At 61.5% G+C, this 24,888-nt stretch carries 31 protein-coding genes, 1 tRNA gene and 2 pseudogenes; 9 read left to right on the forward strand and 25 right to left on the reverse strand.

What is annotated here, in order from left to right; translation table 11 throughout:
* The first annotated feature begins 199 nt into the window (after window positions 1–199).
* The 3 genes and pseudogenes from AArcS_RS05635 to AArcS_RS15915 all read left to right on the forward strand — a co-directional run.
* The gene (locus tag AArcS_RS05635) at window positions 200–2,482 is read left to right on the forward strand and encodes a heavy metal translocating P-type ATPase (RefSeq protein ID WP_238479505.1); all 2,283 of its coding nucleotides are present in this window, start codon (window positions 200–202) and stop codon (window positions 2,480–2,482) included.
* Window positions 2,483–2,556: 74 nt separating this feature from the next.
* On the forward strand, window positions 2,557–3,213 hold the full coding sequence (locus AArcS_RS05640; protein ID WP_238479506.1) for a class I SAM-dependent methyltransferase: 657 nt from the start codon (window positions 2,557–2,559) through the stop codon (window positions 3,211–3,213).
* A gap of 93 nt (window positions 3,214–3,306) precedes the next feature.
* Window positions 3,307–3,408: pseudogene (locus tag AArcS_RS15915) on the forward strand (helix-turn-helix transcriptional regulator); the annotation flags it as partial.
* A 135-nt stretch (window positions 3,409–3,543) separates the two neighbouring features.
* Here the strand turns inward: AArcS_RS15915 and secY are convergent.
* The 25 genes and pseudogenes from secY to AArcS_RS05765 all read right to left on the reverse strand — a co-directional run bounded on the left by secY (window position 3,544) and on the right by AArcS_RS05765 (window position 17,960).
* Window positions 3,544–4,998, reverse strand: coding sequence for a preprotein translocase subunit SecY (gene secY / locus AArcS_RS05645; RefSeq protein ID WP_238479507.1), 1,455 nt, complete (start codon window positions 4,996–4,998; stop codon window positions 3,544–3,546).
* A gap of 3 nt (window positions 4,999–5,001) precedes the next feature.
* Window positions 5,002–5,499 (reverse strand): uL15m family ribosomal protein, encoded by a 498-nt coding sequence (locus tag AArcS_RS05650; RefSeq protein WP_238479508.1) that lies wholly within the window; start codon window positions 5,497–5,499, stop codon window positions 5,002–5,004.
* A 4-nt stretch (window positions 5,500–5,503) separates the two neighbouring features.
* Entirely contained in the window at window positions 5,504–5,971 is a 468-nt protein-coding gene (gene rpmD / locus AArcS_RS05655) for a 50S ribosomal protein L30 (RefSeq protein WP_238479509.1), read from the reverse strand.
* Window positions 5,968–6,615 carry a 30S ribosomal protein S5 gene (locus tag AArcS_RS05660; RefSeq protein ID WP_238479510.1) on the reverse strand — a complete coding sequence of 216 codons (648 nt, stop codon included), beginning with the start codon at window positions 6,613–6,615 and terminating at the stop codon, window positions 5,968–5,970. The genes rpmD and AArcS_RS05660 overlap by 4 nt, the downstream gene beginning before the upstream one ends.
* Window positions 6,612–7,163 carry a 50S ribosomal protein L18 gene (locus AArcS_RS05665; protein ID WP_238479511.1) on the reverse strand — a complete coding sequence of 184 codons (552 nt, stop codon included), beginning with the start codon at window positions 7,161–7,163 and terminating at the stop codon, window positions 6,612–6,614. Before AArcS_RS05665 ends, AArcS_RS05660 begins: the two co-directional genes overlap by 4 nt.
* A complete protein-coding gene (locus AArcS_RS05670) occupies window positions 7,163–7,633 on the reverse strand; it encodes a 50S ribosomal protein L19e (RefSeq protein ID WP_238479512.1) in 471 nt (156 codons plus the stop codon). The genes AArcS_RS05665 and AArcS_RS05670 overlap by 1 nt, the downstream gene beginning before the upstream one ends.
* Complete coding sequence (locus AArcS_RS05675) at window positions 7,630–8,334, reverse strand: 50S ribosomal protein L32e (RefSeq protein WP_238479513.1); 705 nt, start codon at window positions 8,332–8,334, stop codon at window positions 7,630–7,632. The genes AArcS_RS05670 and AArcS_RS05675 overlap by 4 nt, the downstream gene beginning before the upstream one ends.
* A gap of 3 nt (window positions 8,335–8,337) precedes the next feature.
* Complete coding sequence (locus tag AArcS_RS05680) at window positions 8,338–8,874, reverse strand: 50S ribosomal protein L6 (RefSeq protein WP_238479514.1); 537 nt, start codon at window positions 8,872–8,874, stop codon at window positions 8,338–8,340.
* Window positions 8,874–9,266 (reverse strand): 30S ribosomal protein S8, encoded by a 393-nt coding sequence (locus tag AArcS_RS05685; RefSeq protein ID WP_238479515.1) that lies wholly within the window; start codon window positions 9,264–9,266, stop codon window positions 8,874–8,876. The genes AArcS_RS05680 and AArcS_RS05685 overlap by 1 nt, the downstream gene beginning before the upstream one ends.
* 1 nt (window position 9,267) lies before the next feature.
* Window positions 9,268–9,444 carry a 30S ribosomal protein S14 gene (locus AArcS_RS05690; protein ID WP_238479516.1) on the reverse strand — a complete coding sequence of 59 codons (177 nt, stop codon included), beginning with the start codon at window positions 9,442–9,444 and terminating at the stop codon, window positions 9,268–9,270.
* Window positions 9,441–9,965, reverse strand: coding sequence for a 50S ribosomal protein L5 (locus AArcS_RS05695; RefSeq protein WP_238479517.1), 525 nt, complete (start codon window positions 9,963–9,965; stop codon window positions 9,441–9,443). Before AArcS_RS05695 ends, AArcS_RS05690 begins: the two co-directional genes overlap by 4 nt.
* Window positions 9,958–10,716, reverse strand: coding sequence for a 30S ribosomal protein S4e (locus tag AArcS_RS05700; RefSeq protein ID WP_238479518.1), 759 nt, complete (start codon window positions 10,714–10,716; stop codon window positions 9,958–9,960). The genes AArcS_RS05695 and AArcS_RS05700 overlap by 8 nt, the downstream gene beginning before the upstream one ends.
* Window positions 10,713–11,069, reverse strand: a complete 357-nt coding sequence (gene rplX, locus AArcS_RS05705) for a 50S ribosomal protein L24 (protein ID WP_238479519.1) — start codon at window positions 11,067–11,069, stop codon at window positions 10,713–10,715. The genes AArcS_RS05700 and rplX overlap by 4 nt, the downstream gene beginning before the upstream one ends.
* Before the next feature lies 1 nt (window position 11,070).
* Window positions 11,071–11,469: a 50S ribosomal protein L14 gene (locus AArcS_RS05710; RefSeq protein ID WP_238479520.1), complete on the reverse strand. Its 399-nt coding sequence runs from the start codon at window positions 11,467–11,469 to the stop codon at window positions 11,071–11,073.
* Window positions 11,470–11,489: 20 nt separating this feature from the next.
* Window positions 11,490–11,837 (reverse strand): annotated as a pseudogene (locus tag AArcS_RS05715) (30S ribosomal protein S17); the annotation flags it as partial.
* Complete coding sequence (locus AArcS_RS05720) at window positions 11,822–12,256, reverse strand: ribonuclease P protein component 1 (protein WP_238479522.1); 435 nt, start codon at window positions 12,254–12,256, stop codon at window positions 11,822–11,824. The gene AArcS_RS05720 and the pseudogene AArcS_RS05715, both read right to left, overlap by 16 nt.
* Window positions 12,257–12,258: 2 nt before the next feature.
* Window positions 12,259–12,474 carry a 50S ribosomal protein L29 gene (rpmC, locus tag AArcS_RS05725; protein ID WP_238479523.1) on the reverse strand — a complete coding sequence of 72 codons (216 nt, stop codon included), beginning with the start codon at window positions 12,472–12,474 and terminating at the stop codon, window positions 12,259–12,261.
* The gene (locus tag AArcS_RS05730; RefSeq protein ID WP_238479524.1) at window positions 12,474–13,394 is read right to left on the reverse strand and encodes a 30S ribosomal protein S3; all 921 of its coding nucleotides are present in this window, start codon (window positions 13,392–13,394) and stop codon (window positions 12,474–12,476) included. The genes rpmC and AArcS_RS05730 overlap by 1 nt, the downstream gene beginning before the upstream one ends.
* Window positions 13,394–13,867: a 50S ribosomal protein L22 gene (locus AArcS_RS05735; protein ID WP_238479525.1), complete on the reverse strand. Its 474-nt coding sequence runs from the start codon at window positions 13,865–13,867 to the stop codon at window positions 13,394–13,396. Before AArcS_RS05735 ends, AArcS_RS05730 begins: the two co-directional genes overlap by 1 nt.
* A gap of 3 nt (window positions 13,868–13,870) precedes the next feature.
* Window positions 13,871–14,296 (reverse strand): 30S ribosomal protein S19, encoded by a 426-nt coding sequence (locus tag AArcS_RS05740; protein ID WP_238479526.1) that lies wholly within the window; start codon window positions 14,294–14,296, stop codon window positions 13,871–13,873.
* Window positions 14,293–15,015: a 50S ribosomal protein L2 gene (locus AArcS_RS05745; RefSeq protein ID WP_238479527.1), complete on the reverse strand. Its 723-nt coding sequence runs from the start codon at window positions 15,013–15,015 to the stop codon at window positions 14,293–14,295. Before AArcS_RS05745 ends, AArcS_RS05740 begins: the two co-directional genes overlap by 4 nt.
* Before the next feature lie 2 nt (window positions 15,016–15,017).
* A complete protein-coding gene (locus AArcS_RS05750) occupies window positions 15,018–15,281 on the reverse strand; it encodes a 50S ribosomal protein L23 (protein WP_238479528.1) in 264 nt (87 codons plus the stop codon).
* A complete protein-coding gene (gene rpl4p / locus AArcS_RS05755) occupies window positions 15,278–16,030 on the reverse strand; it encodes a 50S ribosomal protein L4 (RefSeq protein ID WP_238479529.1) in 753 nt (250 codons plus the stop codon). Before rpl4p ends, AArcS_RS05750 begins: the two co-directional genes overlap by 4 nt.
* 3 nt (window positions 16,031–16,033) lie before the next feature.
* Window positions 16,034–17,047 carry a 50S ribosomal protein L3 gene (locus AArcS_RS05760; protein ID WP_238479530.1) on the reverse strand — a complete coding sequence of 338 codons (1,014 nt, stop codon included), beginning with the start codon at window positions 17,045–17,047 and terminating at the stop codon, window positions 16,034–16,036.
* A 7-nt stretch (window positions 17,048–17,054) separates the two neighbouring features.
* Window positions 17,055–17,960 carry a putative RNA uridine N3 methyltransferase gene (locus tag AArcS_RS05765; RefSeq protein WP_238479531.1) on the reverse strand — a complete coding sequence of 302 codons (906 nt, stop codon included), beginning with the start codon at window positions 17,958–17,960 and terminating at the stop codon, window positions 17,055–17,057.
* A 226-nt stretch (window positions 17,961–18,186) separates the two neighbouring features.
* Between AArcS_RS05765 and AArcS_RS05770 the strand changes: the two genes are divergently transcribed.
* The 6 genes from AArcS_RS05770 (at window position 18,187) to arcS (ending at window position 24,567) form a co-directional block, all read left to right on the forward strand.
* Complete coding sequence (locus AArcS_RS05770) at window positions 18,187–18,591, forward strand: YccF domain-containing protein (RefSeq protein WP_238479532.1); 405 nt, start codon at window positions 18,187–18,189, stop codon at window positions 18,589–18,591.
* A gap of 140 nt (window positions 18,592–18,731) precedes the next feature.
* Window positions 18,732–18,802: transfer RNA gene (locus AArcS_RS05775), tRNA-Gly, on the forward strand.
* Window positions 18,803–19,281: 479 nt separating this feature from the next.
* Window positions 19,282–20,478, forward strand: coding sequence for a carboxylate--amine ligase (locus AArcS_RS05780; protein ID WP_238479533.1), 1,197 nt, complete (start codon window positions 19,282–19,284; stop codon window positions 20,476–20,478).
* 66 nt (window positions 20,479–20,544) lie between these two features.
* Window positions 20,545–21,102: an NUDIX hydrolase gene (locus AArcS_RS05785; RefSeq protein ID WP_238479534.1), complete on the forward strand. Its 558-nt coding sequence runs from the start codon at window positions 20,545–20,547 to the stop codon at window positions 21,100–21,102.
* A gap of 25 nt (window positions 21,103–21,127) precedes the next feature.
* The gene (tgtA, locus tag AArcS_RS05790; protein WP_238479535.1) at window positions 21,128–22,597 is read left to right on the forward strand and encodes a tRNA guanosine(15) transglycosylase TgtA; all 1,470 of its coding nucleotides are present in this window, start codon (window positions 21,128–21,130) and stop codon (window positions 22,595–22,597) included.
* A 218-nt stretch (window positions 22,598–22,815) separates the two neighbouring features.
* Window positions 22,816–24,567 carry an archaeosine synthase subunit alpha gene (gene arcS / locus AArcS_RS05795; protein ID WP_238479536.1) on the forward strand — a complete coding sequence of 584 codons (1,752 nt, stop codon included), beginning with the start codon at window positions 22,816–22,818 and terminating at the stop codon, window positions 24,565–24,567.
* Window positions 24,568–24,888 lie beyond the last annotated feature (321 nt).

Below are 24,888 nucleotides of genomic sequence, written 5' to 3' on the forward strand. Positions count from 1 at the left end.
TGGCATCCCGTTCAGTAGAGTTATTATTACAACAAATCGCTTAACAAAGCCACCCGTACGTCTAACTGTGAACTCATGAGCAACTCAATCCCACAATTCAGGCGTTCGCAGGGAGCGAGCACGTCACAGGCTACGGTGAGTAGTTTCCAGACCTGGGCGAATCGACTGGGTAAGAGTACCGCAAGGAGGTGATCCGACAATGACAACTGACAAAACAAACACCGAACGAACCGACATTTCCCTGACAGGGATGTCGTGTACCACATGCGCTTCGACAATTGAGGACAGTCTCGAAGACATCGACGGTGTAGAAGACGCCTCGGTCAACTTCGCCACAGAGCGAGCGGACATCGATCACGACGAATCTGTCTCCGTCGAAGACCTCGTCGAAGCCGTGGAAGCCGCTGGATACGGTGTCCGTGATGAGTTGCTCGAAGACGAGATGGAGGGCGAAGAAGAACTCCAGGAGATGCGCCAGCTGGCGATCCGCTCGTGGATCGTCACCTCGCCGATCGTCCTCCTGATGGTGTTCATGTGGACGCCACTGGAGGTCCTGACAGGCTTCCAGATCGACGTCGCCATGTTCGTCTTCGCCACGATCGTCGTCTTCTACTACGGTATTCCGACCCACACATCTGCGATCAGGGGCATCCAGAATGGGACGTTCAACATGGATTCGCTGATATCGATCGGTACGGTCGTCGCGTGGGTAACAGGCGTCATGGTCTTCGTCACGCCGATGGAGAACTATGCCGGCGTCGGGGCGATGATCATGGCCTCGCACAACGTCGGAACCTACCTCGAACACCGAGCCAAAGGTCGGGCGAGCTCGGCTATCGAGGGGCTGATGTCCATGCAGGCGGAGACGGCAGCGATCCGGAAGGACGGTGAAGAAGTCGAAATCCCCGTCGAAGACGTCGAGGTCGGGGACGTGATGGTCGTCCGTCCGGGCGAGAAGGTGCCGCTCGACGGAACCGTTGTCGAGGGCCGGAGCAGTGTCGACGAGTCGATGGTGACTGGCGAGTCCGATCCGGTGACGAAAGCGGAAGGCGACGAGGTGATTGGCGCAACCGTCAATCAGGCCGGGATGATCAAGGTGCGAGCCGAGAAAGTCGGCGACGACACCTTCCTATCGCAAGTCGTCGAACTCGTTGAAGAGGCCCAGGGGACCAAAGTCCCGATCCAGGCATTCACCGACCGGATCACCAACTACTTCGTTCCGACCGTCCTGATACTCGCAGCACTCTCGTTCGTCCTGTGGTTCGTGTTCCCGGGTGAAATGGGGGCCGTCGCCGGCCTTGCCGAGCCATACCTCCCCTGGGTCGATCTCGCGCTTGATCCATTGACGCTTGGGATCTTCGCGGCCGTTGCCGTTCTGGTGATCTCCTGTCCGTGTGCGCTCGGACTGGCGACGCCGACGGCGCTGATGGCCGGTACCGGGAAGGCCGCCGAGAACGGCATCCTGTTCCGCGACGGCGAGGCCATCCAGACGATGAAGGATCTCGATGTCGTGGTGCTGGACAAGACGGGGACGATCACGGAGGGTAACCACTCCGTGACGGACGTCGTGGGCGGTGACGACCCTGCGGTCAGTGCTGACGGTGGCAGTCTAGAAGAGCCAGGTCTGTCCGAACGCGAAGTGGTCAGACTCGCCGCCTCCGCCGAACGGGGCAGCGAGCACCCGATCGGACAGGCCATCATCGACTACGCCGACGAGGAGGGTATCGAACTCACCGAGCCGGCGGCGTTCGACAACGTCGCCGGAAAGGGAATCGAAGCGGAGATCGACGGACGGACGGTCCACGTCGGAAACACGAAGCTGTTCGAAGACGCCGGTATTCCCCTCGCCTACGAGGACGCGTTACACGCCCTGGAGCAGGACGGAAAGACGACGGTACTCGTCGCAGTCGACGGCGAAAACGTCGGGGTTATCGCCACGGCCGACACGATCAAAGACGAATCCGAGGCGGCGATCCAGGAGCTGCACGAGCGGGGGCTCGAAACCTGGATGATCACCGGTGACAACGAGCGGACTGCCCGCGCGATCGCTGACAAAGTCGATATCGACCCCGGCCGCGTCATGGCGGGAGTCCTCCCGCAGGACAAGATCGACAAGGTCAGCCAACTGCAAGACGAGGGCTACAACGTTGGGATGGTTGGTGACGGCATCAACGACGCACCGGCTCTCAAACAGGCGAATATCGGCGTCGCCATCGGTACGGGGACCGACATCGCCATCCAGTCCAGCGACGTCAGCCTCGTCCGGGGGTCGCTCGACGCGCTCGTTGACTCGTTCACGCTGTCGGAGAAGATCTTCCAGAAGATCAAGCAGAACCTCTTCTGGGCGTTTATCTACAATACGGTGGCGATCCCGATTGCGTTCTTCGGGCTGCTTCACCCGGTAATCGCCGTCGCTGCGATGATCACGTCGAGTATTTCGGTCATCACGAACTCGACGCGGCTGGGGAAGATCGAGCTGTAGGGCGGGTCATCCCCACCCGCTCTGCTATTGAAACAGGGGCTACGTTAACAGATAACCAATGATACTGATGGCTCATGACTGAAGAACCGTCACATCCGCTGTTTGCGGCGATCTATGATCCAGTGACGTGGCTAGCAGAACGCACCATACTGCATCCCCATAGGGCATACTTGACGCGAGATCTTGATGGAAGAGTGCTGGATCTTGGTACTGGTACCGGGGCGATGTTTCCGTATTTCACTGAGGAACCTGCTTCGAGCCAGACAGTCGAATTGCACGCGGTTGAGCCGGACACTCACATGAGAAAGCGGGCACAACGGCGAGCGGAGAAACTAGACCGGGATATCGAGATTCGGTCAGCACGCGCGGAATCGCTTCCGTATCCAAACGATTCATTCGATATCGTCATCGGATCGATGGTCTTCTGCACAATTCCAGATGTCGAGACAGCAATCAGCGAAGTCGTACGCGTGCTAAAACCCGGTGGGGAATTCCGGTTTCTCGAACACGTCGCCGCTGACGGATGGCGACGGCGGGTGCAAGGATTGATTGCACCACTATGGTACCGGACTGCTGGCGGGTGTCACCTGACACGTCGGACAACATCAGTGTTCACTAATCAAGAAATGCTTGATGTCATCGAGATTGAACGAATGTCAATTGGTATTACACCCGTTCGACCATTCGTTCGTGGGCGACTGTGCCATCGGCGAGTGACAGATGATCACTGAGCAGGAACCGTCGACACAAAAATTTCCTCTCAGTGGCCGGTTGCCAAGCAACGGGACGAAGATGTGACGGCATCCAAGCATGCCAGATAGGAGAATCTACTTTTCGACGACGAACGCCGGATCCTCGAACCGATCATCGAATCATCCGGTTTAACGCCAATCGAACGCAGGGATCGGTCCAATTTCTCGAAGAGCTAGGTCAGCCAAACAGTCACATCACTTGAAAAACGCGGGTACACGAACGTTGAGATTGACTTTGCTGCGCGAACCGTTGGACATGCCCACGGCTATGCAAACTCAATAAATAAAATGTGGAACCACGCTGGGTCCTTATTTCCCGAACATGTCCCGCATCATCGGGTGCATCTCCATGAGCTGCTCCTCTGCGATCTCCTCGTACAGTTTGTACGTAATGGAGACTGTCAGCAGCAGCCCGGTACCGGTGACTTCACCGATGGTGCCGAGCATGTTCGCGCCGACCGCGAGGACGCCGACGAGTGCACCGCCGATAACCGTCACTTGCGGGATGTACCGCTCCATGACTTTCTCGACGACGCCGACGTTCTGGCGGAAGCCGGGGATCTGCATCCCCGAGTTCTGAATTTGCTTTGCAGTCGCCTCCGGACCCATGTTCGTCGTCTCGACCCAGAAGATCGCGAAGATCGCCCCGCCGACGACCATCACGAACAGGTCGACACTGACCCGTATCATGATGTCCGCCGGGGCCTGTGCGACGGCTTCTGTCCACCACATCCAGTCGTCCGGACTGTAGATCGGTGCGGTGTAGTAGAAGAACCCTGCCGTGGGTTGTCCGTCAGAGTAGACACCGAGCCACGCTGGCATTTCCGTCGTCCGGTCGAGGATCCGACCGATGAACTGAACGTTCGCCTGCAGCGCGCGAACGAGGATCATCGGCAGGACGCTGGCGTAGATGAGCTTCACGGGGAAGCGACCACGGGCGCCCTTGACCCGGCTGTGACTCAGCGGGATCTCGACCCGGACGCTCTCGGCGTAGACGACGATGGCGAAGATCAGCACCGTCGTGATCAGCGCGAGTATCTGTCCGTCACCGAAGATCAGGAAGTCGAGGCCGCTACCACTTGCCAGCGAGCCAGTGGGACCCTCCCGCCCGAGCGCGATGTTGACCCAGGTCGGGAAGAACCCTCCTTCGCCGGGGCTAATGAATCCGGCGACGAGCTTCTGGCTCACACCAGCGATGATGAACAGCCCAACACCGCTGCCGACGCCCCACTTGGAGACGATCTCGTCCATGTACAGGATGAGGATGCCGCCGAGCACGATCTGGGCGAAGATGATCACGCGAAGTCCTTCGAGCGGGATGCCAAGCTGTGTGGCAACGCCCTGACTCGCCTGCAGGAAGCCTGCCCAGACCAGCGGCACCGCCATCAGCACGGTCATCACGACGACCAGTAGCTTCTGGAGTCCCTGGTAGAGTACCTGATCCCGCGGGTCGTTCGTATCCAGCCCGAGCAGGTTCGCCCCGCCCAGTAGCTGGAGGACGATACTCGCGGTGACGATCGGGGCGATCCCGACCTGCATCAGTGTCCCCTGTTCAACGGCGAGAATCGACCCAAACTGGCCGAATACGTCCGCTTGCTCTCCTTCCCGAGGAACACCCCACAGTACGATGTTCGTCAGGAAGAAGTACAGCATCAGGATCCCACCGGACCACAGTAGCTTGCGCTTGAACGGCACGTGGCTTCTCGGTCTACGGACTACGGGCATCCGCGTGAGGACCGGTTCAGCAGCCTCCTTCCATCCCATGTCTTATTCCTCGTCTTCGTCAGTCTGGGATACGTCTTGTGGTTCGTCCTCGTCTTCTTCTCCGCGTTCCGAGAGGACCGCTTCACCGTCTGCCTCCTCGATAAGCGCGCGAGCACTCGCGGAGAAGGCGTCAGCGACGATTTCGAGCTGATTCCGAACCTGTCCGCCACCCAGTACCTTGACCGCGTCGGCCTCGTAGCCGTCCTCGACGATATCGCGTGCGTCGATACGATAGCGACCGTCGACCTCCTCGGCGTCGCCGTCAGCGACGTACAGCGTTGCGTCTTCATCGAGCTTCTGGACGTCGATCGTCAGAACCTCGTCTTGCGCTGATTCCGGGCGGGTGAAGCCGTGTTTGCCGAGCGGTTCGTAGTTGTGGAACTCGTGTTTGTCACGCCCGGCCGCACCTCGGCCACCGCGATGACCGGCACCGCGTCGGTTCTTGTGGGAACCCCCGCTGTGCGTGCGCGAGCCGCGCTGTCGTCGTTTCTTACTAGTCATTGTTCTATCGCATTGCGGTGAGGAGTTCGTCGATCTCCTCTGTCGTGTGCTTTCCGAGCTGGCCGCCCTCCTTGGTCGGGTGTTTGATACCCTCGTGACCACCGCGTGGCGGGTGCAGACGGAGGACCGGCGAAAGCCCTTCGTCTCGCAGCTTCGTCTCCTCGTCCAGTAGCGCCTCGGTGAATGCCGTTACGTCGTCGTAGTCGGTGTTCTCGGCGATCCACTCGTCGTCGATGTCCGCGCTGCCCTCGAGCGGCTCGGCGCGGCGGCGGATCAGCTCCTCGACGACGTCCTGGCTCGGCTCGCCGTGTGCGACGTGGTCGTGGACCTTCGTGATCATTCCGCGGTAAGTCTCGGTCTCGGGCACGAGCGTACAGTGATTGACGCCGTGGAGATTCAGCATATCCATGGTGTCTTTCACGTCGCCGAGCATGTTGACCTCGCCACGAAGCTGAACGATCGCCTGCGTCATTCTACCACCTCACGCTGTTCCTGGGTGTACTCCGGGACGCGTGACTCTGCGGCGTTACGCAGCGCGTTGTACGTCGCTTTTGCGAAGTTCACCGTAGTGCGGGTGTTGCCGTGGCTCTTCGTCCAGGCGTCCTCGACACCAGCGAGTTCCAGGACCTTGCGGGGCGTCTCCGCCGCTGCAAGTCCGAGACCTTTCGGTGCGGGTTTGACTTCGACTTTTACGCTGCCTGCCTTGCCCGTCGCTTTGCGGGCGAGCGAGTGGTCACCACCGGCGCGGTCCTCCCAGGAACCGCTCCCGCGGGGAACGTCGATGATGTTCAGCTTGGCGATGTCGATCGCCTTCTGGATCGCGGCACCGACCTGATCGTCGCGGCCTTCCGCGTAGCCGACGTAGCCGTCGCGGTTACCGATCGCGACGACACAGCGGAACTTGACTCGGCGACCCGAGTCGGTCATCCGCTGTACCATGTTGATGTCGAGCACTTCGTCTTCCAGCCCCGGGAGGAGCTGGTCGACGACTTCGGCCTCCTTCAGCGGGAGTCCGGAGTTGAGGGCGTCTTCCATCGTATCGATGTCGCCCTCCTGTACCTTTCGACCGAGCCGTGTTACTGGCTCCCAGCCGTCGTTGTAGTTGTTTCCGCTCATTGTTCGAGGATCTCCTCTCGCACCGTATCGAAGTGCTCGGGTAGGTCTGTGGCATCGAACTCGCCGCTGTACAGCGGCTCGTCGAGCTGTTCGTCGTACTCGGCGATATGCTCGCCGCGGTTACGCTCCCAGTCGGGAAGGACGCTGTCGTTGTGCGGGATTTCGAGGCCCGCGTCGATCGCTCCCTCCTGTACTGCGAATACTTTACTCCCTTCTGTCGCCGTGTTAAGGCCGATGTCGAGCACCGCCTGCTCGGTGCCATCATCGAGCGCGCGTTTGCCAGCGAGCAGTCCAGTCAAGTACGCTGCAGGGATGTTGCCCGTTGGGGCTTCCCAGCCGTACTCGGCCAGATCGCTGGAGTGTGCACTCGCGATGGTCTCGTCGCCGTTCGGACCCGGAACGATCAGCTGCGCCGTCACGTGCTTGTTGCTCTTGCGAGCGACCAGCCGTGGTTTGCCGGATTTGAGCAGGCGCAACCTCTGATGGTAATCGGTCCGAACCTCACGACGGCGCCGCATCGGCACCTTGTATCGTGGTCCAGTTGCCATTACTGATCACCTTCGGCGTCGACGTCGACGCCGTAGTTGTTTTCGATGTAGTTCACCAGCCGTGCTACGTCGCGGAACTCGCCACCACGGGACTTGTTGTACAGCTCCCGGTACTGACCGGGGTCGATGGTCCCGTCGTCGCGGAGTTCGCGGAGCAGCTGTCGCTGGGCACGAACCTTCGCCGACCACTCTTTTTTCTTGTTCTGTCGAGCACCGGCCTTCCCTTTGCGCTTGCCGGGGCCTTTCTGGTGGCCGTAGGCACGCTTGTCGGCGCGCTCGCGAGCGCGACCGCGGGAGTTGCCTTTCTTCTCCGTTGCCGTGATGATGCCCTGATCGACGAGTTCTCGGATATCCTCGCGCGTGATCGCGTCGACGATCTCGCCCTGTGCTTCGGGGTCGAACCAGACGCGGTTCTTCCCGACATCGAGGACGTCCGCTGCGAGTCGTTTCTGTGCTTTCAGATCAGTCATTCTTCGACCTCCACTTCGACGTAGGTCGGGTTGAGGACGCGAACGCCCTGTTCCTCTGCCATCTCTTCGATGCGCTCGCGCTTGCGAGCACCGACCGTCGAGGCGATCCGGACAGCTTCACGATCACCGTCAACGCCCTCGAGGTCGTCCGTGTTGTGTACACGGACCTCCTCGAAGCCGCTCGGGTGCTTGCCACGGACCGGTTTGGGCGTTCGGTAGCCCGCCTCGACCATTGCGCCTTTCCCCTTGATGCCACGGCGCTGCTTCGAGAGTGCGCCGCGTGGTGCGCGCCAGTTCTCGGGGATCCGCTTTTTCTTGTGGTAGTCCTGTGCCCTGAACGCGGGCTTGCTCGCCGAACGTCGCTCGGCGATCAGACGTGCCTCATCGTCGCTGAGGTCGGGCGTCTTGTCGGCCAGCCCGCGTGGCTGGAGTTCGGTCTCGACGTCCTCCTCGGCGTCCTCTTCGACGTCCTCGTCTTCGATTTCGGCCTCCGAATCGGCCTCTTCGTCGAGTTCGAGATCACCGACATCGGCCTTGATACGCGCAGCGAGGGCGTTCCCGATACCGTCGACGTCCGAGAGGTCGTCCTGGCTCGCCGCCTTGACGTCCTCGACGGATTCGATGCCTGCTTCTTCGAGCGCTTCGGCTTTGCTCGCGCCGACACCGCTGATGTCTTCGAGTTCTTCGGGTTCGTCTGCCATCTATCAGGCACCTCCTTTGCTGGGTTTCTGGGTGATGTAGACGCCGTCCTGGAAGACACGAACGTCTTTGCCCGAAACCCGGGTTAGCTGTTCGATATCGGCAGCAGTCTGTCCAACGGCCTCCTTGTCGGGGCCACTGACCGTCACGATCTCTTCGTCGACGTCGACCTGCGTGTCGCCGTGGATCGTCGTCCGACGGGCCGCTTTCTCGCCAAGGAAGTTCTCGATGACGACGTCGCCATCCTCGACCCGAACCTGCATCGGGAAGTGGGAGTAAAACACCTCCATGGTGTACTCCCAGCCTTCGGTGACGCCGTGGATCATGTTCTCGACGTGGCTCTGGAACGTGCCAACCGTCGAGAGCGTCTTCGCGTCCTCGGCGTCGCTTTCGATGACGACCTCGTTGTCTTCGACCTCGACAGTGACGTCGGGGTACCAGAGGCGTCGCGTGACGCTGCCGTTCGGTCCTTCGATCGTCAGTTCGAGGTGGTCGACCTCTGCGCTGACTTCGTCCGATAGTTCGATTGCTACTCTCGTCATTAGTACACGTACGCGATGACCTGGCCACCGATGCCCTGCTCGCGGGCCTCGTAGTGGCTCATGATGCCGTGACTGGTCGTCACAACGAGCGTCCCGTAGTCCCGAGCGGGGAGGAACCGTTTCTCCCACTTCTCGAACTCGTCAGCACCCGCGGAGTAGCGGGGCTTGACGGGGCCACACTCGTTGATGGCACCTTTCAATTCGACCTCGAACTGTCCGGATCGGCCGTCATCGACGAACTCGAAGCCGTCGACGTACCCGCGGTCGTAAAAGACCTCGAGCACCTGTCCGATCTCGTTCGAGGCGGGCGATACCTCGTGGGTCAGGTGACCCACACTCTCGGCGTTACTGATCCCCGAGAGGGCGTTGCTAAGCGGATCGTTTGCCGTCATATTATCGGTACTTCCTGAATCCCATGTCTCGGGCGATCTCTCGGAAGCACTGTCGGCACAGCCAGATGTTGTACTTCCCGACGAGACCTTGCTTGCGGCCACAGCGCTGGCACTCCTCTAGCTGGCCGGTGCGCTTGGTGGCGTGCTCGCCCGTCTGGTCGTTTTCACTTTCGCTCATTGTTCTACCTCCACGTCGAACGCCGATTCGACGAACGCGACTGCGTCGTCGGGATCGAGTCGGTGGTTCGAGGGGATCGAGCGGCTTGCTTTCTTGCGTTTCGTAACGCGATAGCCGGGACGGACGAGGTTGACCGTGACGTCCAGTCCGAAGATCCCGATACTCGGATCGTACTCCTGACTCGGGAAGTCCGTGTGTTCCTCGATACCGAAGCTGAAGTTGCCGGTGTCGTCGAACTGCGTCGGCGACACGTCCGCGATCGGGAGCGCCGTCTCAAGGAACTCGTGGGCTTCGTCGTCACGAAGGGTGACCTTCGCGCCGATCGGATCGCCCTGACGGATCCCGAAGTCGGGTTTGGTCGCTTTGGCCTGCGTCCGGACGCTCTGCTGGCCCGTGACCTCTTCGAGGATCTCTTCCCCGTTGGCGAGTTCGCGGCCACCCTGACCGACGCCCATGTGGACGACGACCTTCTCGACCTGAGGCTCACGCATATCGTGGAAGTCGGCTTCTGCTTCACTCATCGTCGCTCACCTCCTCATCGTCGGCGTCTTCAGCCGCATCGTCGTCGAGACCTCCCTCGACGAAGTTCTCGTCGATAACGACGACGTACTCCTCGACGGTCTCGAAGTCGGGGCTTCCCGCGACGCCTTCGACTTCGACGCGGTTCTCACCGCTGCCGGGCGTCACTTCGATCGTCGTCGCCTCGCCGATCTCGCCGGCGTGCTGTCCGCTGACCGCCGTGACGAGTGCGCCTTCCTCGTACGGGAAGTGGGCGACGATTTCGTCGGTCTCGTTGTCGACGACCAGCGAGTCGTCCCCGCCGTATTCGCTCGCGTCCTCGACGAGCAGGTTCTGCCCGTCGTGGAGGTTGAGCTGGGTGTCGCCGCCGGCGACCTGACGCTTGCCGATGATCTTTCCGAGCTTGCTGCCCGCGGATTCGGCGTCGATCTCGGTCAGTGCGAGGCGTCCTCCCTCGTCGGGGAAGACGCGGTAGTACTCTTCGCGCTCGACGAATGCGAGGATATCGAACATCCCGACGGGACGGCGGTAATCGCGTACCTCGTCGCCGTTGATCAGGACGTTCCCCGATTCGAGCGCGTACCGTGCTTCCTTCTTGGAGTCGGCGTAGCCGAGCACGTCCCGCAGCAGGACGACGAGGGGAACCCCTGCGTCGCCGTGGGGGCCGTCGTCGGCCTTGACGGTGAACGTTTCCGTCTTGCGCTCGACCGGCCAGGAATCCGGTGCGGATAGTCGTTTCTGGTGGTTCGTCATTGGGTATCACCCTGGAGTCGCTCCTCGCGACGGTCGTCGGAGAGGTCGAGGTCGATGATCCGCACGTTGCTGGGATCCAGCGGCCGTGGGACCTCTTCGCCGTCAGCGGTCTCGACCGTGACGTCCTCGACGTGGAGGACGGAGTCTTTCAGGTCGACCTGAACGACTTCGCCTTCCTGCCCGGCGTGGTCGCCGCGCATGACCTCGACAGTGTCGCCCGCGTTGACGCGGGTCCGTCGAGTGTCGTACTCCTCACGGAGTTCCGAAGAGAGCGTCGCCTGCACGTACCTGTGAAGCTCGTGCAGGGAGGCGTTCTCCACTTCGTTTCGTTGTTTGTGTGGTTGTCGTGACATACTATACAATCATCGTAGCCGTGCTTGCGATACTTCCGAACCGCTCTGCGACTTCCCGCGCGATCGGACCCTTGATCTCGGTCCCGCGCGGTTCCTCGTTCTCGTCGATGATGACGGCCGCGTTGTCCTCGAACTTGAGGCGCGTGCCGTCGGGGCGTCGGATGGGCTTTCGCTGGCGGATGACCACCGCTTCGAGCACCTGACGACGCATTTCGGGCGTCCCCTTGGTGACCGAGACGGTGATCTTGTCGCCGATGCCGGCTTTCGGGTGACGGTTCTTCGTCCCCGAGTAGCCGGATACGCTGATGACGCGCAGTTCGCGTGCACCAGTGTTGTCGGCACACGTGATCAGGGACCCCTTTTCGAGGCCCTGGGTCACGTCAGCTTTCATCGCTTCCATCGTTACTGCCCCCCCGTCGTCGCGGCTGCCTCGTCGGCAACCTGCTCGACGACGACGTGACTTTTCGTCTTCGAGAGCGGTCGTGTCTCTGCTATCTTGACCGTGTCGCCGACCTCGATGTGGTCCAGCACGCCCGGCACGTGTGCCGGGATGCGGGAGCGTCGCTTCATCAATCGGTCGTACTTCGGAACGTTCACGTCGTACTCTCGTTCGACGATCACGGTCTTTTCCATGTCCGTCGAGACGACTTCGCCTTCGAGGACCTGCCCTCGAACAGCGAGATCGCCGTAAAACGGACACTTCTCGTAATCGTATGTGGCCGGGTCGTCCGGCTCTGGTGGTTGTTCTACGTCTAATCCAATTGCCATGGTGATGTACCTCGTGTTTCGGTGCGTTCTGCGGGTCGTGAGAGCAGTCGTGAGCCATCCACCGTAACGTAGGTCACGCCCTCGCCGGAGGGGCCGTCAGCGTCGGTTTCCCGACCGTCTTCCGACGGGTCCGCCGTCGACTCGGCCTCCAGTTTGGACATGATCCCCGCCCCATTCACTGGGGCGGCGGCTTCATCTGTGTCTGCGTGTTCGAGCGCGAACTCGAACGTCGATCCCTGCTTTGGCACCTGCCGCACCCGAGACTCCTCGGCCGCCACGTCGCTCACATGGAGCGTGTTTGCGGTCTCGACCACGACACGCCCCGCTATCCCGATCAGATCGGGGTTTGGGGCGTCAACGACCCGTACGTACAGGCCATTGAGTTCGTGTCGTGGGAGTGTCTCGGGTGTCAGTGGCATCGTTATTCGTCGTCTTCGAAGTCGCCTTCTTCGCTCTGGATCGTCTTGATCCGGGCGATGGTCCGACGCAGTTCGCTGATGCGACCCGGATCGTCCGGGGCGCCACCAGCGGCCTGCACTGCTTTCGCGTTCAGCAGTTCGGTCTTGAGTTCGTCGAGTTCGGCCTCACGCTCGGCCGCCGTCATATCGCGGATCTCTTCGACGTGGAGGATCCCCATCAGGCATCACCCTCCTCGTCGTCGATCTCCTCTTCCATCTCGTCGAGCAGTTCGTCAGCCTCCTCCTCGACTTCCTCGTCGAGTTCGTCGAGCTCCTCGGCGATCTCGTCGTCGCCTTCGGGAACCTCGACCTCCTCGAACTCCTCTGCAGGCTCGTCGGTCTCGATGACTTCCTCGACGACTTCCTCGTCGGCGACATCGGCGGCAGCCTCGGAGTCGGCCGCTTCGGCTTCGAGCTCTTCGAGCTCCTCGTCTTCGGGCTCTTCGAGCAGCTCCTCGACGCCCTCGTCGGTCTCGACCTCTGCTGCGAGCTCGGAGACGTCGGCGTCTTCCTCGATGCGGAAGTCGTCGGGGAGCTCGGCTCCCGGCGGGATGATCTTGACGTCAACGCCGATCGTTCCGAGCTTCATCACTGCGACGCCCTGACCGTGATCCACGATGGTTTCGGCGGGCTCGCCGTTGTGCTTGATGTAGCCGTCGTTGAACTTCTCGACGCGTGAGCGAGCACCGGTGACCTTCCCGGAGAGCACGATCTCGGCACCCAGCGCGCCAGCATCCATGATGCGTTCGAGCGTGGTGTGGCCCGCCTTTCGGAAGTACCAGCCGCGTTCGAGCGCATTGGCGAGTCGGTCGGCGACGATCCGTGCGTTCAGGTCGGGCTCTTCGACCTCCTGAACGTCGATCTGGGGATCCTCGAGGTTGAACCGATCTTCGAGGGCCGTCGTGATCTTGCGGATGTTCTCTCCGCCCTTGCCGATCACCATACCGGGTTTCTCGGCTTCCAGGACGATCTGTGTGCCCATCGGCGTCTTGGCGACGTCCATGCCACCGTAGCCGGCTCGGCCGAGCTCCTCTTCGAAGAACTCGTCGATCTGGGACAGTTGAAGGCCGTCTTCGATGAACTCGTGTTCGTCTGCCATTATTCGTCACCTCCCTCTTCGGGTTCTGCGAGGATCAGCTCGACGTCGACCTCCATCGTGTTCCAGGGGCTCGCACGACCCATCGCGCGGGGTTTGCGACCCTGAACTTCGCCGACCTTGTGGGCGGCGACGTGTTCGATGAGCATCTCCTCGGGCTCGAATCCCTGCTGCTCCGCGTTGTTCATGCCGTTCTGCAGCAGATCGATGAAGGCCTTGCTGGCCTTCTCGGGGTATCGACCGGCGTCCCAGCCGTCGATACCCGAGCGGTGACCAACGCCGCTGTTGTGCTGTCGGAACGGAACGGGCTGTTCCTCGTCGATGACCGCTTCGAGGTACTCGACGGCCTCGGCGGCCGTCTTGCCCTTGATCTCTCGGGCGATCGCCCTGCTGTGCTTGTGGCTCATATGACGCTCCCGAAGCATCGCTTTCGCGGTGGTCTCCGGGTCGGCGTCGACGCTGTAGTTGATTCCCATGGTTTATTTGAGCGGTACGAACTTCGACGAGCGGGTCGCTCCGATCCCGGCCTGTCCGTGTTCGACCGAATTTCGGGTCAACTGGAACTCGCCGAGATAATGTCCGATCATCTCGGGCTCGATTTCCACGCGCTCGAAGCCCTGACCGTTGTGGACCGCGAAGGTAAGACCAACGAACTCCGGCAGTACCGGCATGTCACGAAGGTGGGTTCGGATCGGGTTGTTCGTGGACTCGTCTTCGCTCGTCTCGCGGGCCCGTTCGAGCAGTTTCTCGTGCTCGACACCGAGTCCGCGTTCGATGGTTCGCCGCTGTCGTGCGGGAAGCAGTTCCGCGACTTCGTCTACGTCCATGTCCTGCAACTCGTCGAGCGTATGGCCGCGATAGGTGAACTCGCCTTCGCGACCGGTTCTGTATTCTGATCCACTCATTCTTTTCCACCTCGTCCGGTTCGGCTGGACGCGATGTCACCGACCTTCCGGCCCGGCGGTGTATCCCGCGAGACGGATTTCGGCTTGCCGGGGTGCTGGCGGCCACCGCCACCGAAGGGGTGGTCGACCGCGTTCATGGCAACGCCACGGACGCGTGGGTACTTCGTGCCCCGGGCTTTCATTTTGTGATACTTGTTACCGGCTTTGACGAACGGTTTCTCCGTTCGGCCACCACCGGCGACGACCCCGATGGTCGCTCGGCACTCGGGATCGAGTCGCTTGACCTCGCCGCTTGGCAGCTGGACGACAGCCGCGTCGCGGTCGTGCGTGATGAGGTCGGCGCTGACGCCCGAGGATCGGGCGAACTTGCCACCGTCTCCGGGGCTGGACTCGACGTTACAGACGGGGACACCTTCCGGAATCTCGGCGAGCGGAAGCGTGTTGCCCGGCTGGATCTCCGCGGAGATCCCAACCTGAATGGTATCGCCGACTGCGACACCTTCGGGGGTAAGGATCATCCGCTGATCGCCGTCCTCGAACTCGACGACCGCAATCGGCGCACTGCGCGCTGGGTCGTGTTCGATATCGACGACCGTCCCGGAGACGAGATCGCTCTCTTCGGGGGTCTTGTGCTGCTTGTCGGACTTGTATCGGTGCGAGGGAGCCCGGAACGTCGAGCCACCGCGACCGCGTCGCTGTCCCTGAATTCGTCGTCCCATTATCAGAACACCCCGATTCTGGATGCGACTTCGTCGGCCGCGTCGTCGGGGCCGAGTTCGACTGTCGCTTTCTTGGTTCCGTCCATGGTGATCTGTGTGTTCACGTCGACGACTTCGACGTCGAAGCGATGGGAAACCGCGTCGGCGATCTCCGGCTTCGCGGCATCGACGTCGACGACGAACTGCAGCTTGTTCTCGAAGTCCATGTCGTTCATCGCCTTCTCGGTGACGAGCGGATGAACGATGACGTCTCGATCCTGCGTCATCGGTCTGCCACCTCCTCGATGGCGCTCTCGGTAAACACCGTCAGTCGGCCTCCGTTCGCGCCGGGCGCGAGGTCTTCCGTGTTGACCTCGCTCGCCGTCGCGACGTCTGCGCCGGCGAGGTTGCGGGCCGCTCGGGACGGGCCAGCCTCGCTCGACGTGACAAAGAGGATCGACCGCGGGTTCGTGTACTTCCGTCCGCGGGTCGTCCCTCGACCAGCGCGGACCGATCGGTTCTCGTCGGCGCGTTCGATGTCCTCGTGGACGCCGAGGGCTTCGAGCAGGGAGACGACCTCCTGGGTCTTCTCAAGCTCCTCGAACTCGTCGTCGACGACGAGCGGGAGTTCGAGATCCTCGTCGAACTCGTGACCGCGTTCGGCGACTGCTTCCGCGTCCGCCGTTGCGGCGATCGCGGCGCGGGTCGCGAGCTTTCGCTCCTTGTCGTTGATGTCGAGGCCCTGATCTTTCTCGGCCTTCGGCGGGTGTGCGCGGCGGCCACTGACGGCCTGCGGGACACGGCGTGCGGTACCGTTCTCCCGTGGCACGTGTGCCATGCCGCGACCGCTACCCTGTGACTCCGCAGGTGTGCGAAGCCCAGCGTACTCGTCCGAGCCGTAGTCCTGTTTCCGGTTTGCCTGAGCGGCGAGCACTGCGCGCTCGATCAGATCCGTCCGGATCGGCGTCTCGAAGACGTCCGGAAGGTCGATCGTGCCCGCGTCCTCACCGTCGAGGTCACGTACTGTTGCCTGCATAGATTATCCTTGATTCGATTCCGTAGATACGTAGCGCACCTCGGGATCGAGGCGCGGCTGGTCGTTCGGTCGCACGGCCTGGCGGAACCGAAGGACGCGCTGGGAGGGCCCTGGAAGGGACCCTTTCACGAGCGCGTACTCGCCGTCGATCTCGCCGTAGTTGACGAGGCCACCCGCGGGGGTGACGTCGTCGTCGCCGAGATCGATCAGGCGTTTGTTCAGCTCCGTTCGCTGGTGGTAGCCGGTCTGACCCTGCTGTGGAACCGTCGAGCGAACTCGGGACGGGTTCCACGGGCCGAGGTTACCGATCCGGCGCCGCCAGCCCTGACGTGCGTGCTTTCCTTTTCGTTTCTGAACGCCCCATCGCTTGACTGGGCCCTGCGTTCCTTTCCCTTTCGTCACACCGGCGACGTCCATGTACTCGCCGGGCCGGAAGATCTGGTCGGCGTCGTGTTCGCCGCCGTCTTCCAGCAGTTCGAGACCGTACTCGAGGCGGTCCTCGATGGAGCCGCCGCCGATCCGAGTCTCCATGACATCGGGTTTCTTTTTCGGAACGCTCTTGACCTCGCTCGGAACCGTATGCGTGATCATCCGGAGGTCGGCGATCCGACCCTCGGCAACTGCGTCGCGGATCTCCGTCTCCGCGGCGTCCGCGTCGTGTTCCTCGGGAAGGTCAAGTGTGCGATCGAGTTCCTCGTGGAACTCGGTGGCCCAGACTTCGGTCAGCGGTTTCTGACCGTAGGGCGTGTCCTCGTACGCTCGCAGGGCGACCGCCCGCATGGGCGGCGTCTCCACGATGGTGACCGGAACCGTCTCCTCCATTCCCTCGGTGGGCGAGTCGGCTTCGTCGTTGATCATCACCACGTGGGTCATGCCAGCCTTGTAGCCGGCAAAACCCTGAAGCGTCGGCTGTCCGTCGTCACTCGGCCACGAGTTGAAGCGTGGGACCTCGCTGGTCGCACGCTTGCGTGGGCCGAATCCCAACGAGCCTTTGCGTGGTCTGCTTGGTTGTGGCATTGTGTTCTCACTCTGGGAGTGTTAGGCAGGCAAGCGAGGCGAACATCGCTTCTTCAGTTCGCACCACCTGGCTGCCCTGGTTTGGAACCGTATTGAGCCAGAGGTCGAACCGGCTGGGTGCGCCCGGTTCGACGTCGATCCGCGACGGGACCGTCCCATCGCGTGTCTCGTCTCCGTTCCCGGGGACTCCGTCCCCGTCCGCTCGTTGCTCGATGGATACCCCATCGAGCATCTCCGGAAGCCCTCTCTCGGGCGAGCCGAAGGCGACGGTCATCCCGTCGGCCTCGATTCGTCCGGCCAGCGTTCCGAGTCGCGAGACGCTGAGGTTCTCGCCGAACCTCGACGTCGCGATCCGGACACCGGCGTCCTCACGGCCGAGCGCTTCCGAAAGGTCCATGCGATGGATCGATAGCCCCGAAACGGGCTCGTCGACCAACTTCGCACGGACCGGCTCTCGCGAAGAGATCCTGACTGTTACGCGCTCTCCCTCGTCGACCTCCATTTTCGGAGGAACGACAAGCGAGATCGGGTGTTGCAAGCCGCAATTGACCCGTACGCGCCCGTCAGGTCCGACCTCGGTCACGATTCCCTGTCTTGTCGACCCCGAATCGTCGGATTCGGAGCCGGTCTGTGACGGTGCGCGGAGCGGCGGCAGGACGCCCGCGTACTCCAGTTCGCTCCGCGTTCCCCACGCCTCCTTTCGGAGGTGCGGCGGAGTCGCGGCGTACCGCAGCACGGTTTCGACGAACCCGCCGCCCCATCTGCGTTCGCCGTCCCGATCAGGGAAGACGATCAGACGGTCCGCCCGGAAGACCGTTGCCGCACGGGCAACGTAGCCGATCTTGCGAGTTGCCTCGCGTTTGTCTTCGGCTTCCCGGACGAGAGACGACGGCACGAGTACGCTGACTGTCATGCCGTGACGCTTCGACGCCTCGCCACTAGACTGTGCCGATCTTTTCCCGTCCGGCCCTAAAAGGGTGCCGGATCGTTTTCGCCACTGAGAGCCGTTCACACCCGTGTTGTGAAGGGTTACCGTGGTTTTGTTACGGGCTGTCCAGAGACAGTTGTCGAATGCAATGGTCCCTCGCGTGCGCGCACCTGAAAGACTTACAGTCCGGTGCCTGCTTTGACTCTGTAGGATGTCAGCTAACGCATCGTCCCCATCGCTCGTAATCCGAGCGCTATGGTTTGTCTTCGTCGGCTGGTGGCTCACCGGTCTCTGGCTCTCGGTCGCCTGGTTCCTGAACATCACGATCATCGGGATTCCGATCGGGATCAAGATGATTAACCGCGTCCCGAAAGTACTCTCACTGAAGTCGTCACAGCGACAGCTCATGGCCGGGCCGGACGGGAGCGTCGTCGAGTCGGGACCGAAACAGCCCAGCCTCCTGCTCCGTGGCGTCTGGTTCGTCTTCGTCGGCTGGTGGGCCAGCGCCATCTGGACCGGGGTCGCCTACCTGTTGACGCTGTCGATCGTCGGTATCCCGCTCGCGGTGATCATGTACAACAAGCTTCCTTTCATCGTCTCGCTGTACAAATACTGAGGCGTCGAGAGTGGTTGCGGATGTTCTGGGGGTGAGCCGGTCCAGATCGTGGCTCCGTGCCGTGGTTCTTCCTCTCGAACCGCCTCGCTTTCGCAACTCTTATACAACAGTCTCTCGTTATCTGTGAATGCAGACAGGGCGCGTCGGTAGTGTAGTGGTATCACGTGACCTTGCCATGGTCACAACCGGGGTTCAAATCCCCGCCGACGCATTTCTCAGCGCTCACAATTCCGTGAGCGCTGTGTATGCGGTACGAGGGGATTTGAACCACGCAAATCCGAACGCGTGAGGATTTGCAATCGGGTTCAGATCCCCGCCGACGCATTCTTGCGGTGGTTTCACCCCCGGCCAGTTCGCTCCTCGGTTCAGCCAGACCATCGGAACACTCGTCACTCAGAAAACAGACGGGATTCTCTCGCTGTATCATGATAGCAAACCGCAGCACAAAGGGGAGTGCACGGAGGAGATACTACAATCTCTCATCACGGTTGAGGAACGCACCGGCCAGTATTGATCTTGCTGAGATATCTCTGAGTTCCGAAGTGGTTCGCGCCGTCGAGAACGGCTGCCGTTTGCTCGACGCATCACACTTTCCTACAGCGTCGGTCTGAAGATGGCGGGTGGCTATACAGCGCCTGGTTCGACGGGTAATCTCATCATACTAATCAGGGAGTGAGAGGAGTAGCGAGTATGTCAACGGACGTGGGGGTGGATGGCGTACTGATACCAACGGGGTTCGATCCCGGCAGTTACTCGTGTGTCCGGTCACTGTCTCGTCGCGGGATCCGGACGCTCGTTGCCTCCCAGTACGATTCAGTTCCTGCAGCTGGATCGCGTTTTTGTGACGAGTTTGTCCGTATCCCTGCGCCAAACGACGATTTACTCGCGTATCGAGATGCATTGCTACAACTGGCGGCCCGTAAGGACGTGACGACGATCCTCCCGCTCAGGCCACAGGACACGTACCTGTTCTCACTGTACGAGTCATTGTTCGAAGAACACGTTTCCCTGGTGACGCCACCAATGGAGACGCTCAGAACTGTCCACGACCGAGTGTTGCTCGTCGAGGCGGCGGAATCGGCGGGTGTCCCAGTCCCCGAAACCTGTCTTCTCTCCGATGTCGAACGCGTCGACCGTAAGCTGATCGTCAAATCACGGTACAACCTGCTCGCGAGCGAATACCTCGATTCGTACTCCGAACGGGAATCGGCGACCGCAAAGGCCGTGAGCCACTACCGACCGGGCGACGAGTTCGACCGAGAGTCGCTCACCGAGGAAATGGGCCACGACCCGATCGTCCAGGAGTACATTCCCTCAAGTGACGAGTACGTCTTCGGGGCGCTCTACGATCACGGGCAGGCAGTTGCGACCTTCCAGCACCGCCAAATTCGCGGGGACTCCTACACCGGCGGCGGTGGTGTCTACCGCAAATCGGTCGATATCCCCGAACTCGAACGTGTCGGACGGCAGATCCTCGACAGCATTGAGTATCACGGCCTCGCCTGCATCGAGTATATGCGTCACGAGGAGACCGACGAGTTCGTCCTCACGGAGATCAATCCCCGGCTCTGGCAGTCCCTGCCCTGTGCGGTCCGCGGTGGTGCTGATTTCCCGTGGTACTACTGGCTACTGGCGACAGGCCAATCCGATATGATCGATCCACACTACGAGGTCGGCGTCGGGTCTCACCTGCTGTACGGCGAGTTCGGACATCTCCGTAGCGTCTTCACCGATGACTCGCCGATCGTTTCCCGTCCCTCCGCGCGGGGAGCGGTCTGGGAGATCGTCCAGTCATGTTACGATGATCCACACTTCGATAACCTTCGCTTCGACGATCCACGACCCTTCGTTCGTGGGCTCGGACACGTCCTGAAAAAGGGCAAGTGACCGCGCCTGCCGCCGAAATAGACATTCAACGCGGGGTTTTTGCCCTCCCCGTCGCAACCGTATGTTGTGACCGACGATAGCCTCTCGTGGGAGACCATCGACTCCCAGACTTCCTACACGTGTCCCGGCTTCGACGTCGAAACCGACGATGTCCGACTGCCAGATGGCACCGAAACGACGTTCGATTATCTTTCGGAACCACCAGCAGTGATCGTACTACCGTTTACCTCGGACGACGATGTCGTCGTCATCGAGGAGTGGCGACAGGCTGTCGGCCGCATCAATCGTGGGCTACCGGTCGGAAGCGTCGAACCGGACGACAGGTCGCTGATAGCAGCCGCCCGCCGGGAACTTCGTGAGGAGACTGGCTACGAGGGCGATGAGTTCGAGCAGCTGACCACGGTCGAACCGATGAACGGGGCCGCAAACAGCGTCTATCATCTGTTCGTCGCCCGAGGCTGCGAGCCGACTGCCGAGCAGGACCTCGATCACAACGAGAGTATCCGTGTCGACACGACGACGTTCGAGGCACTCCACGACGCTGTCGCCAACGACGAAATCCGTGACGGGCGGACGGTGCTCGCCGTCCTTCGATATCTGATCGCCGACGAACGGAATCCTTAGGCCGACACCTGCCCTCGTCCCGAGCATGCGCGATCACTTCGAGTCACGCGACACTGACGCTGCGGGACGGATCGGAGAGCTAACCGTCCCGCGGGCTGGCGTCACCGTCGAAACCCCGGCGCTGCTGCCGGTGATCAACCCGAACCTCCAGACGATATCGCCAGCCCGTCTCCAGGAGGAGTTCGGCGCGGAGATCCTCATCACAAACTCCTACATCATCCACAACAACGAGGACCTCCGCGAACGCGCCCGCGAGGAGGGGTTGCACGACCTGCTCGATTTCGACGGCGCAATTATGACCGATTCCGGCTCCTTCCAGCTTTCCGAATACGGCGAAATCGACGTCAGGACCGATGAGATCCTCCGGTTTCAACACGAGATCGGCTCCGACATCGGGACACCGGTCGACATCCCCACGCCGCCTGACGTCTCACGCGAGCGTGCGGAATCCGAACTTGCTACCACACAGGAACGTATCGAGGCGGCCGAGTCGATCGACACCGGTGAGATGCTCGTAACGGCTCCTGTACAGGGATCGACGTACCCCGATCTGCGCGAGCAAGCGGGTGCACACGCAGACGCCACCGGCCACGATGTCTTCCCGATCGGCGCGGTTGTACCTCTGATGAACGAGTATCGCTACGGGGATATGGTCGACGTCGTGGCGGGAGCCAAACGTGGGCTTGGCATCGATGCTCCAGTCCACCTGTTTGGGGCCGGGCATCCGATGATGTTCGCGCTCGCCGTCGCGATGGGCTGTGACCTGTTTGACTCCGCCGCCTACGCCCTGTACGCCCGCGACGACCGCTACCTGACCGTTCGGGGCACCGAGCACCTCGACGAGTTGGACTATCTTCCCTGCTCGTGTCCAGTCTGTATCGAACATACGCCCGCCGACCTGCGCTCGCTCGACGATCAGGCGCGCGAGGAAGCGCTCGCGGCGCACAATCTCCACGTTACCTTCGCGGAGATCCGTCGTATCAAGCAGGCGATCCGAAGCGGTAACCTACTCGAACTCGTCGAGGAGCGTGCCCGGAGCCACCCTGCCATGCTCGATGGCTATCGCGCACTATGTGATCACACAGACCAGCTCGAACGTGAGGACCCTGCTTCGAAGAGCACGTTCTTCTATCTCTCCCACGAGAGCGCTCGACGACCGGAAGTCCGGCGTCATCACCGTCGTCTTGACCGACTCGACCCCGAGGGGACGGTCCTTCTAACCGAAGGCGACAGTTCGAACAACTACGACGAATCGTGGCGGATCGTCCCACCCTTTGGCCCGTTTCCCCGCGCACTCTCGGAAACGTATCCGCTAACTGCTGAAGTACCCGACCGACTTGATGTGAGCGCGTACGAGGCCGCAGCCGACGGCGTCACTCGGGTCGTCGAGTCGAACCCCGATACGGAGTTCGTACTCGGTCACTGGGACTGGCCCGCGTCGGCGCTCGACCGCGTCCCCGACCGGGTCGACTCGTTCGTACTCGGCGAAAAGTAGCACACGCTTATATCCCTGCCAGCTGTCCACATCCTTATCAACCATCGAGCGGCCAGCGGTACCCATGCACTGACATTCGCCTCGGAGCGGTTCGCGGGTGTGCGACATCACGCTCCGAGAACAGCCGGTGTCGCCTGTTCGCCAGAACGTCCTCGCTTCCCAGCGCCGCGGCGATCCGGGACCGATAGCCTCTTTCACGCACCGGGATAGGGCTAGGTATGACCGACTATTTCGAGGTGCTGGAGCGTGATGGGGCTGCCCGGATCGCCCGGCTCCGTCTTTCCGATCCGGTAACGACGCCAGCCCTCGTCGACGACGTCGTCGAGGACGCCGGAAGCCTCTGGCCCGAGGAGCGGGAACTACCCGACGGTGACGAGAACGCCCTCACAATCCTTCCCCACCGTGGCCTTCCAGCCGGGACCGCCGACGAGGTGAAAGATTCGTTTGCCGTCGACTATCCCGAGGTCGACTACCCAAGCGCAGCTGTCGTGACGCCCGGTACAGCCGCCGATTACGGTGCCGACGCGTACGTCCTCTCGGACGCACAGGGTTCGATCGGCCACGGGAGCGCGTTCCGCGACGCGATCGTCGAGACGAAAGCAGCGATCCCCGCCGACAGTGCGCTGTATCTCTCCGGCGTCGCCACGCCGGTCAACGTCGCCACGCTCGTCTACGCGGGCGTCGATCTGATCGACGAGCATCGGGCAGTCGTGAAAGGACTCGAAGGCAAGTATCTCACCACCGAAGGCGAACACTTCCTCGAAGATCTCGAGGAACTCCCCTGTGCCTGTTCGGCCTGTCAACAGTCCGCAGAGGAGTTCGACCGCGAGGACTGTGCCGAGCACAACGTCCACGTACTCCGGGCCGAGATCGCCCGCGTCCGCGAGCGGATCCGCGCTGGCCGCTTGCGCGACTACATCGAAGGACAGGCCCGCCACGAGCAGTGGTGTACTGCCGCACTCCGAGAGTTTGATCAGCAGTGGTCGTATCTCGAACAGCGAACGCCGGTCCTCAGGCGCTCCGAACTGGTTTCGGCCACTGAGGATACGATCCGCCGCGTCGAGATCCAGCGCTTCGCTGATCGCGTGACAAGTCGGTACCGGAACCGCTTTTCGAACCCGCTCGTACTCGTCCCGTGTTCGGCGACAAAGCCCTACAGCGAGTCACAGAGCCACGGTCAGTTCCACGAGGCGATCGGCTTCCGGGGACACGTCGTCTCTATGACTAGCCCGATCGGCGTCGTCCCCCAGGAGCTAGAGTGTACCTATCCAGCCCAGCACTACGACTCCGTTGTTACTGGACGCTGGTCCGAAGACGAAAAGCAATTCGTCGCGGACGTCCTGCAGGCCTACCTCGAACGCAACGAGTATCCATCGGTAATCGCACACGTTCCTGGCGAGGGGTATCGAGACATCTGCGAACGCGTCGAAACGGCGCTCGGACTGGAGTTCGAGTATACCGTCGAGGAGCATCCGACGGACACCGACTCGCTTGCCAATCTCGCGGGCGCACTCGAGGGGGAACTCAAGTACTCCAAACGCGAGCGCGAACAGAATACTGTGAGAGCGATCGCCGACTACCAGTTCGGTGACGGCGCTGGCGACGCGCTGTTCGAGGATATCTCGATGCAGAGTCGCTACCCGAAACTCCGTGTGCATAACTCTGAGGGCGACCAACTCGCTGCGATGGTCCCGCAGTACGGTGTCCTTTCGTTCACACTCGCGGGCGCGCGCCGGTGGGTTGAAAGTGACGCACCGACCAAACGCGTCGAGATCGACGCGTTCGTTCCTCACGGGGACGTGCTCGCCCCCGGTATCGTCGACGCGGACGACGATATCCGGGTAGGTGACGAAGTCGTCATCGAGGGGCCCAAGGCGTTCGGTGTCGGCCGCGCAGAGATGAACGGCCCGGAGATGGCAGAGAGCACACGCGGGATCGCGACATCAGTGCGGCACGTCGAAGAGCAGTAGCAGGGAGGCCACCGAGGATACTCGACGGATTACGCCCGTGGGAGTCCGGTTCTTTGTGTAGGTGAGTGACCGGGACTGTAATATAACTGTTTCTGCACGATCTTTCTGTCATCCACGGTGAAACGCTCAGATGCGGGATGTGACGCCGACCGTAATCGAGGATCGAAGGACAGTGACTCGTAGTTTATTACACCTGTTGTTAAGGATTTTGCCCGGTGGAGATGGGCCGGAACACGGGTGCTCAGATACGATTGGCTCTGACCGATGTATGTCGATAACCGTAAAATAAGCGGGTAGAGGGCCTGAAACCGGAGTTCGTGT

The organism is Natranaeroarchaeum sulfidigenes (assembly GCF_017094485.1).
Classification (GTDB): Archaea; Halobacteriota; Halobacteria; order Halobacteriales; family Natronoarchaeaceae; genus Natranaeroarchaeum; species Natranaeroarchaeum sulfidigenes.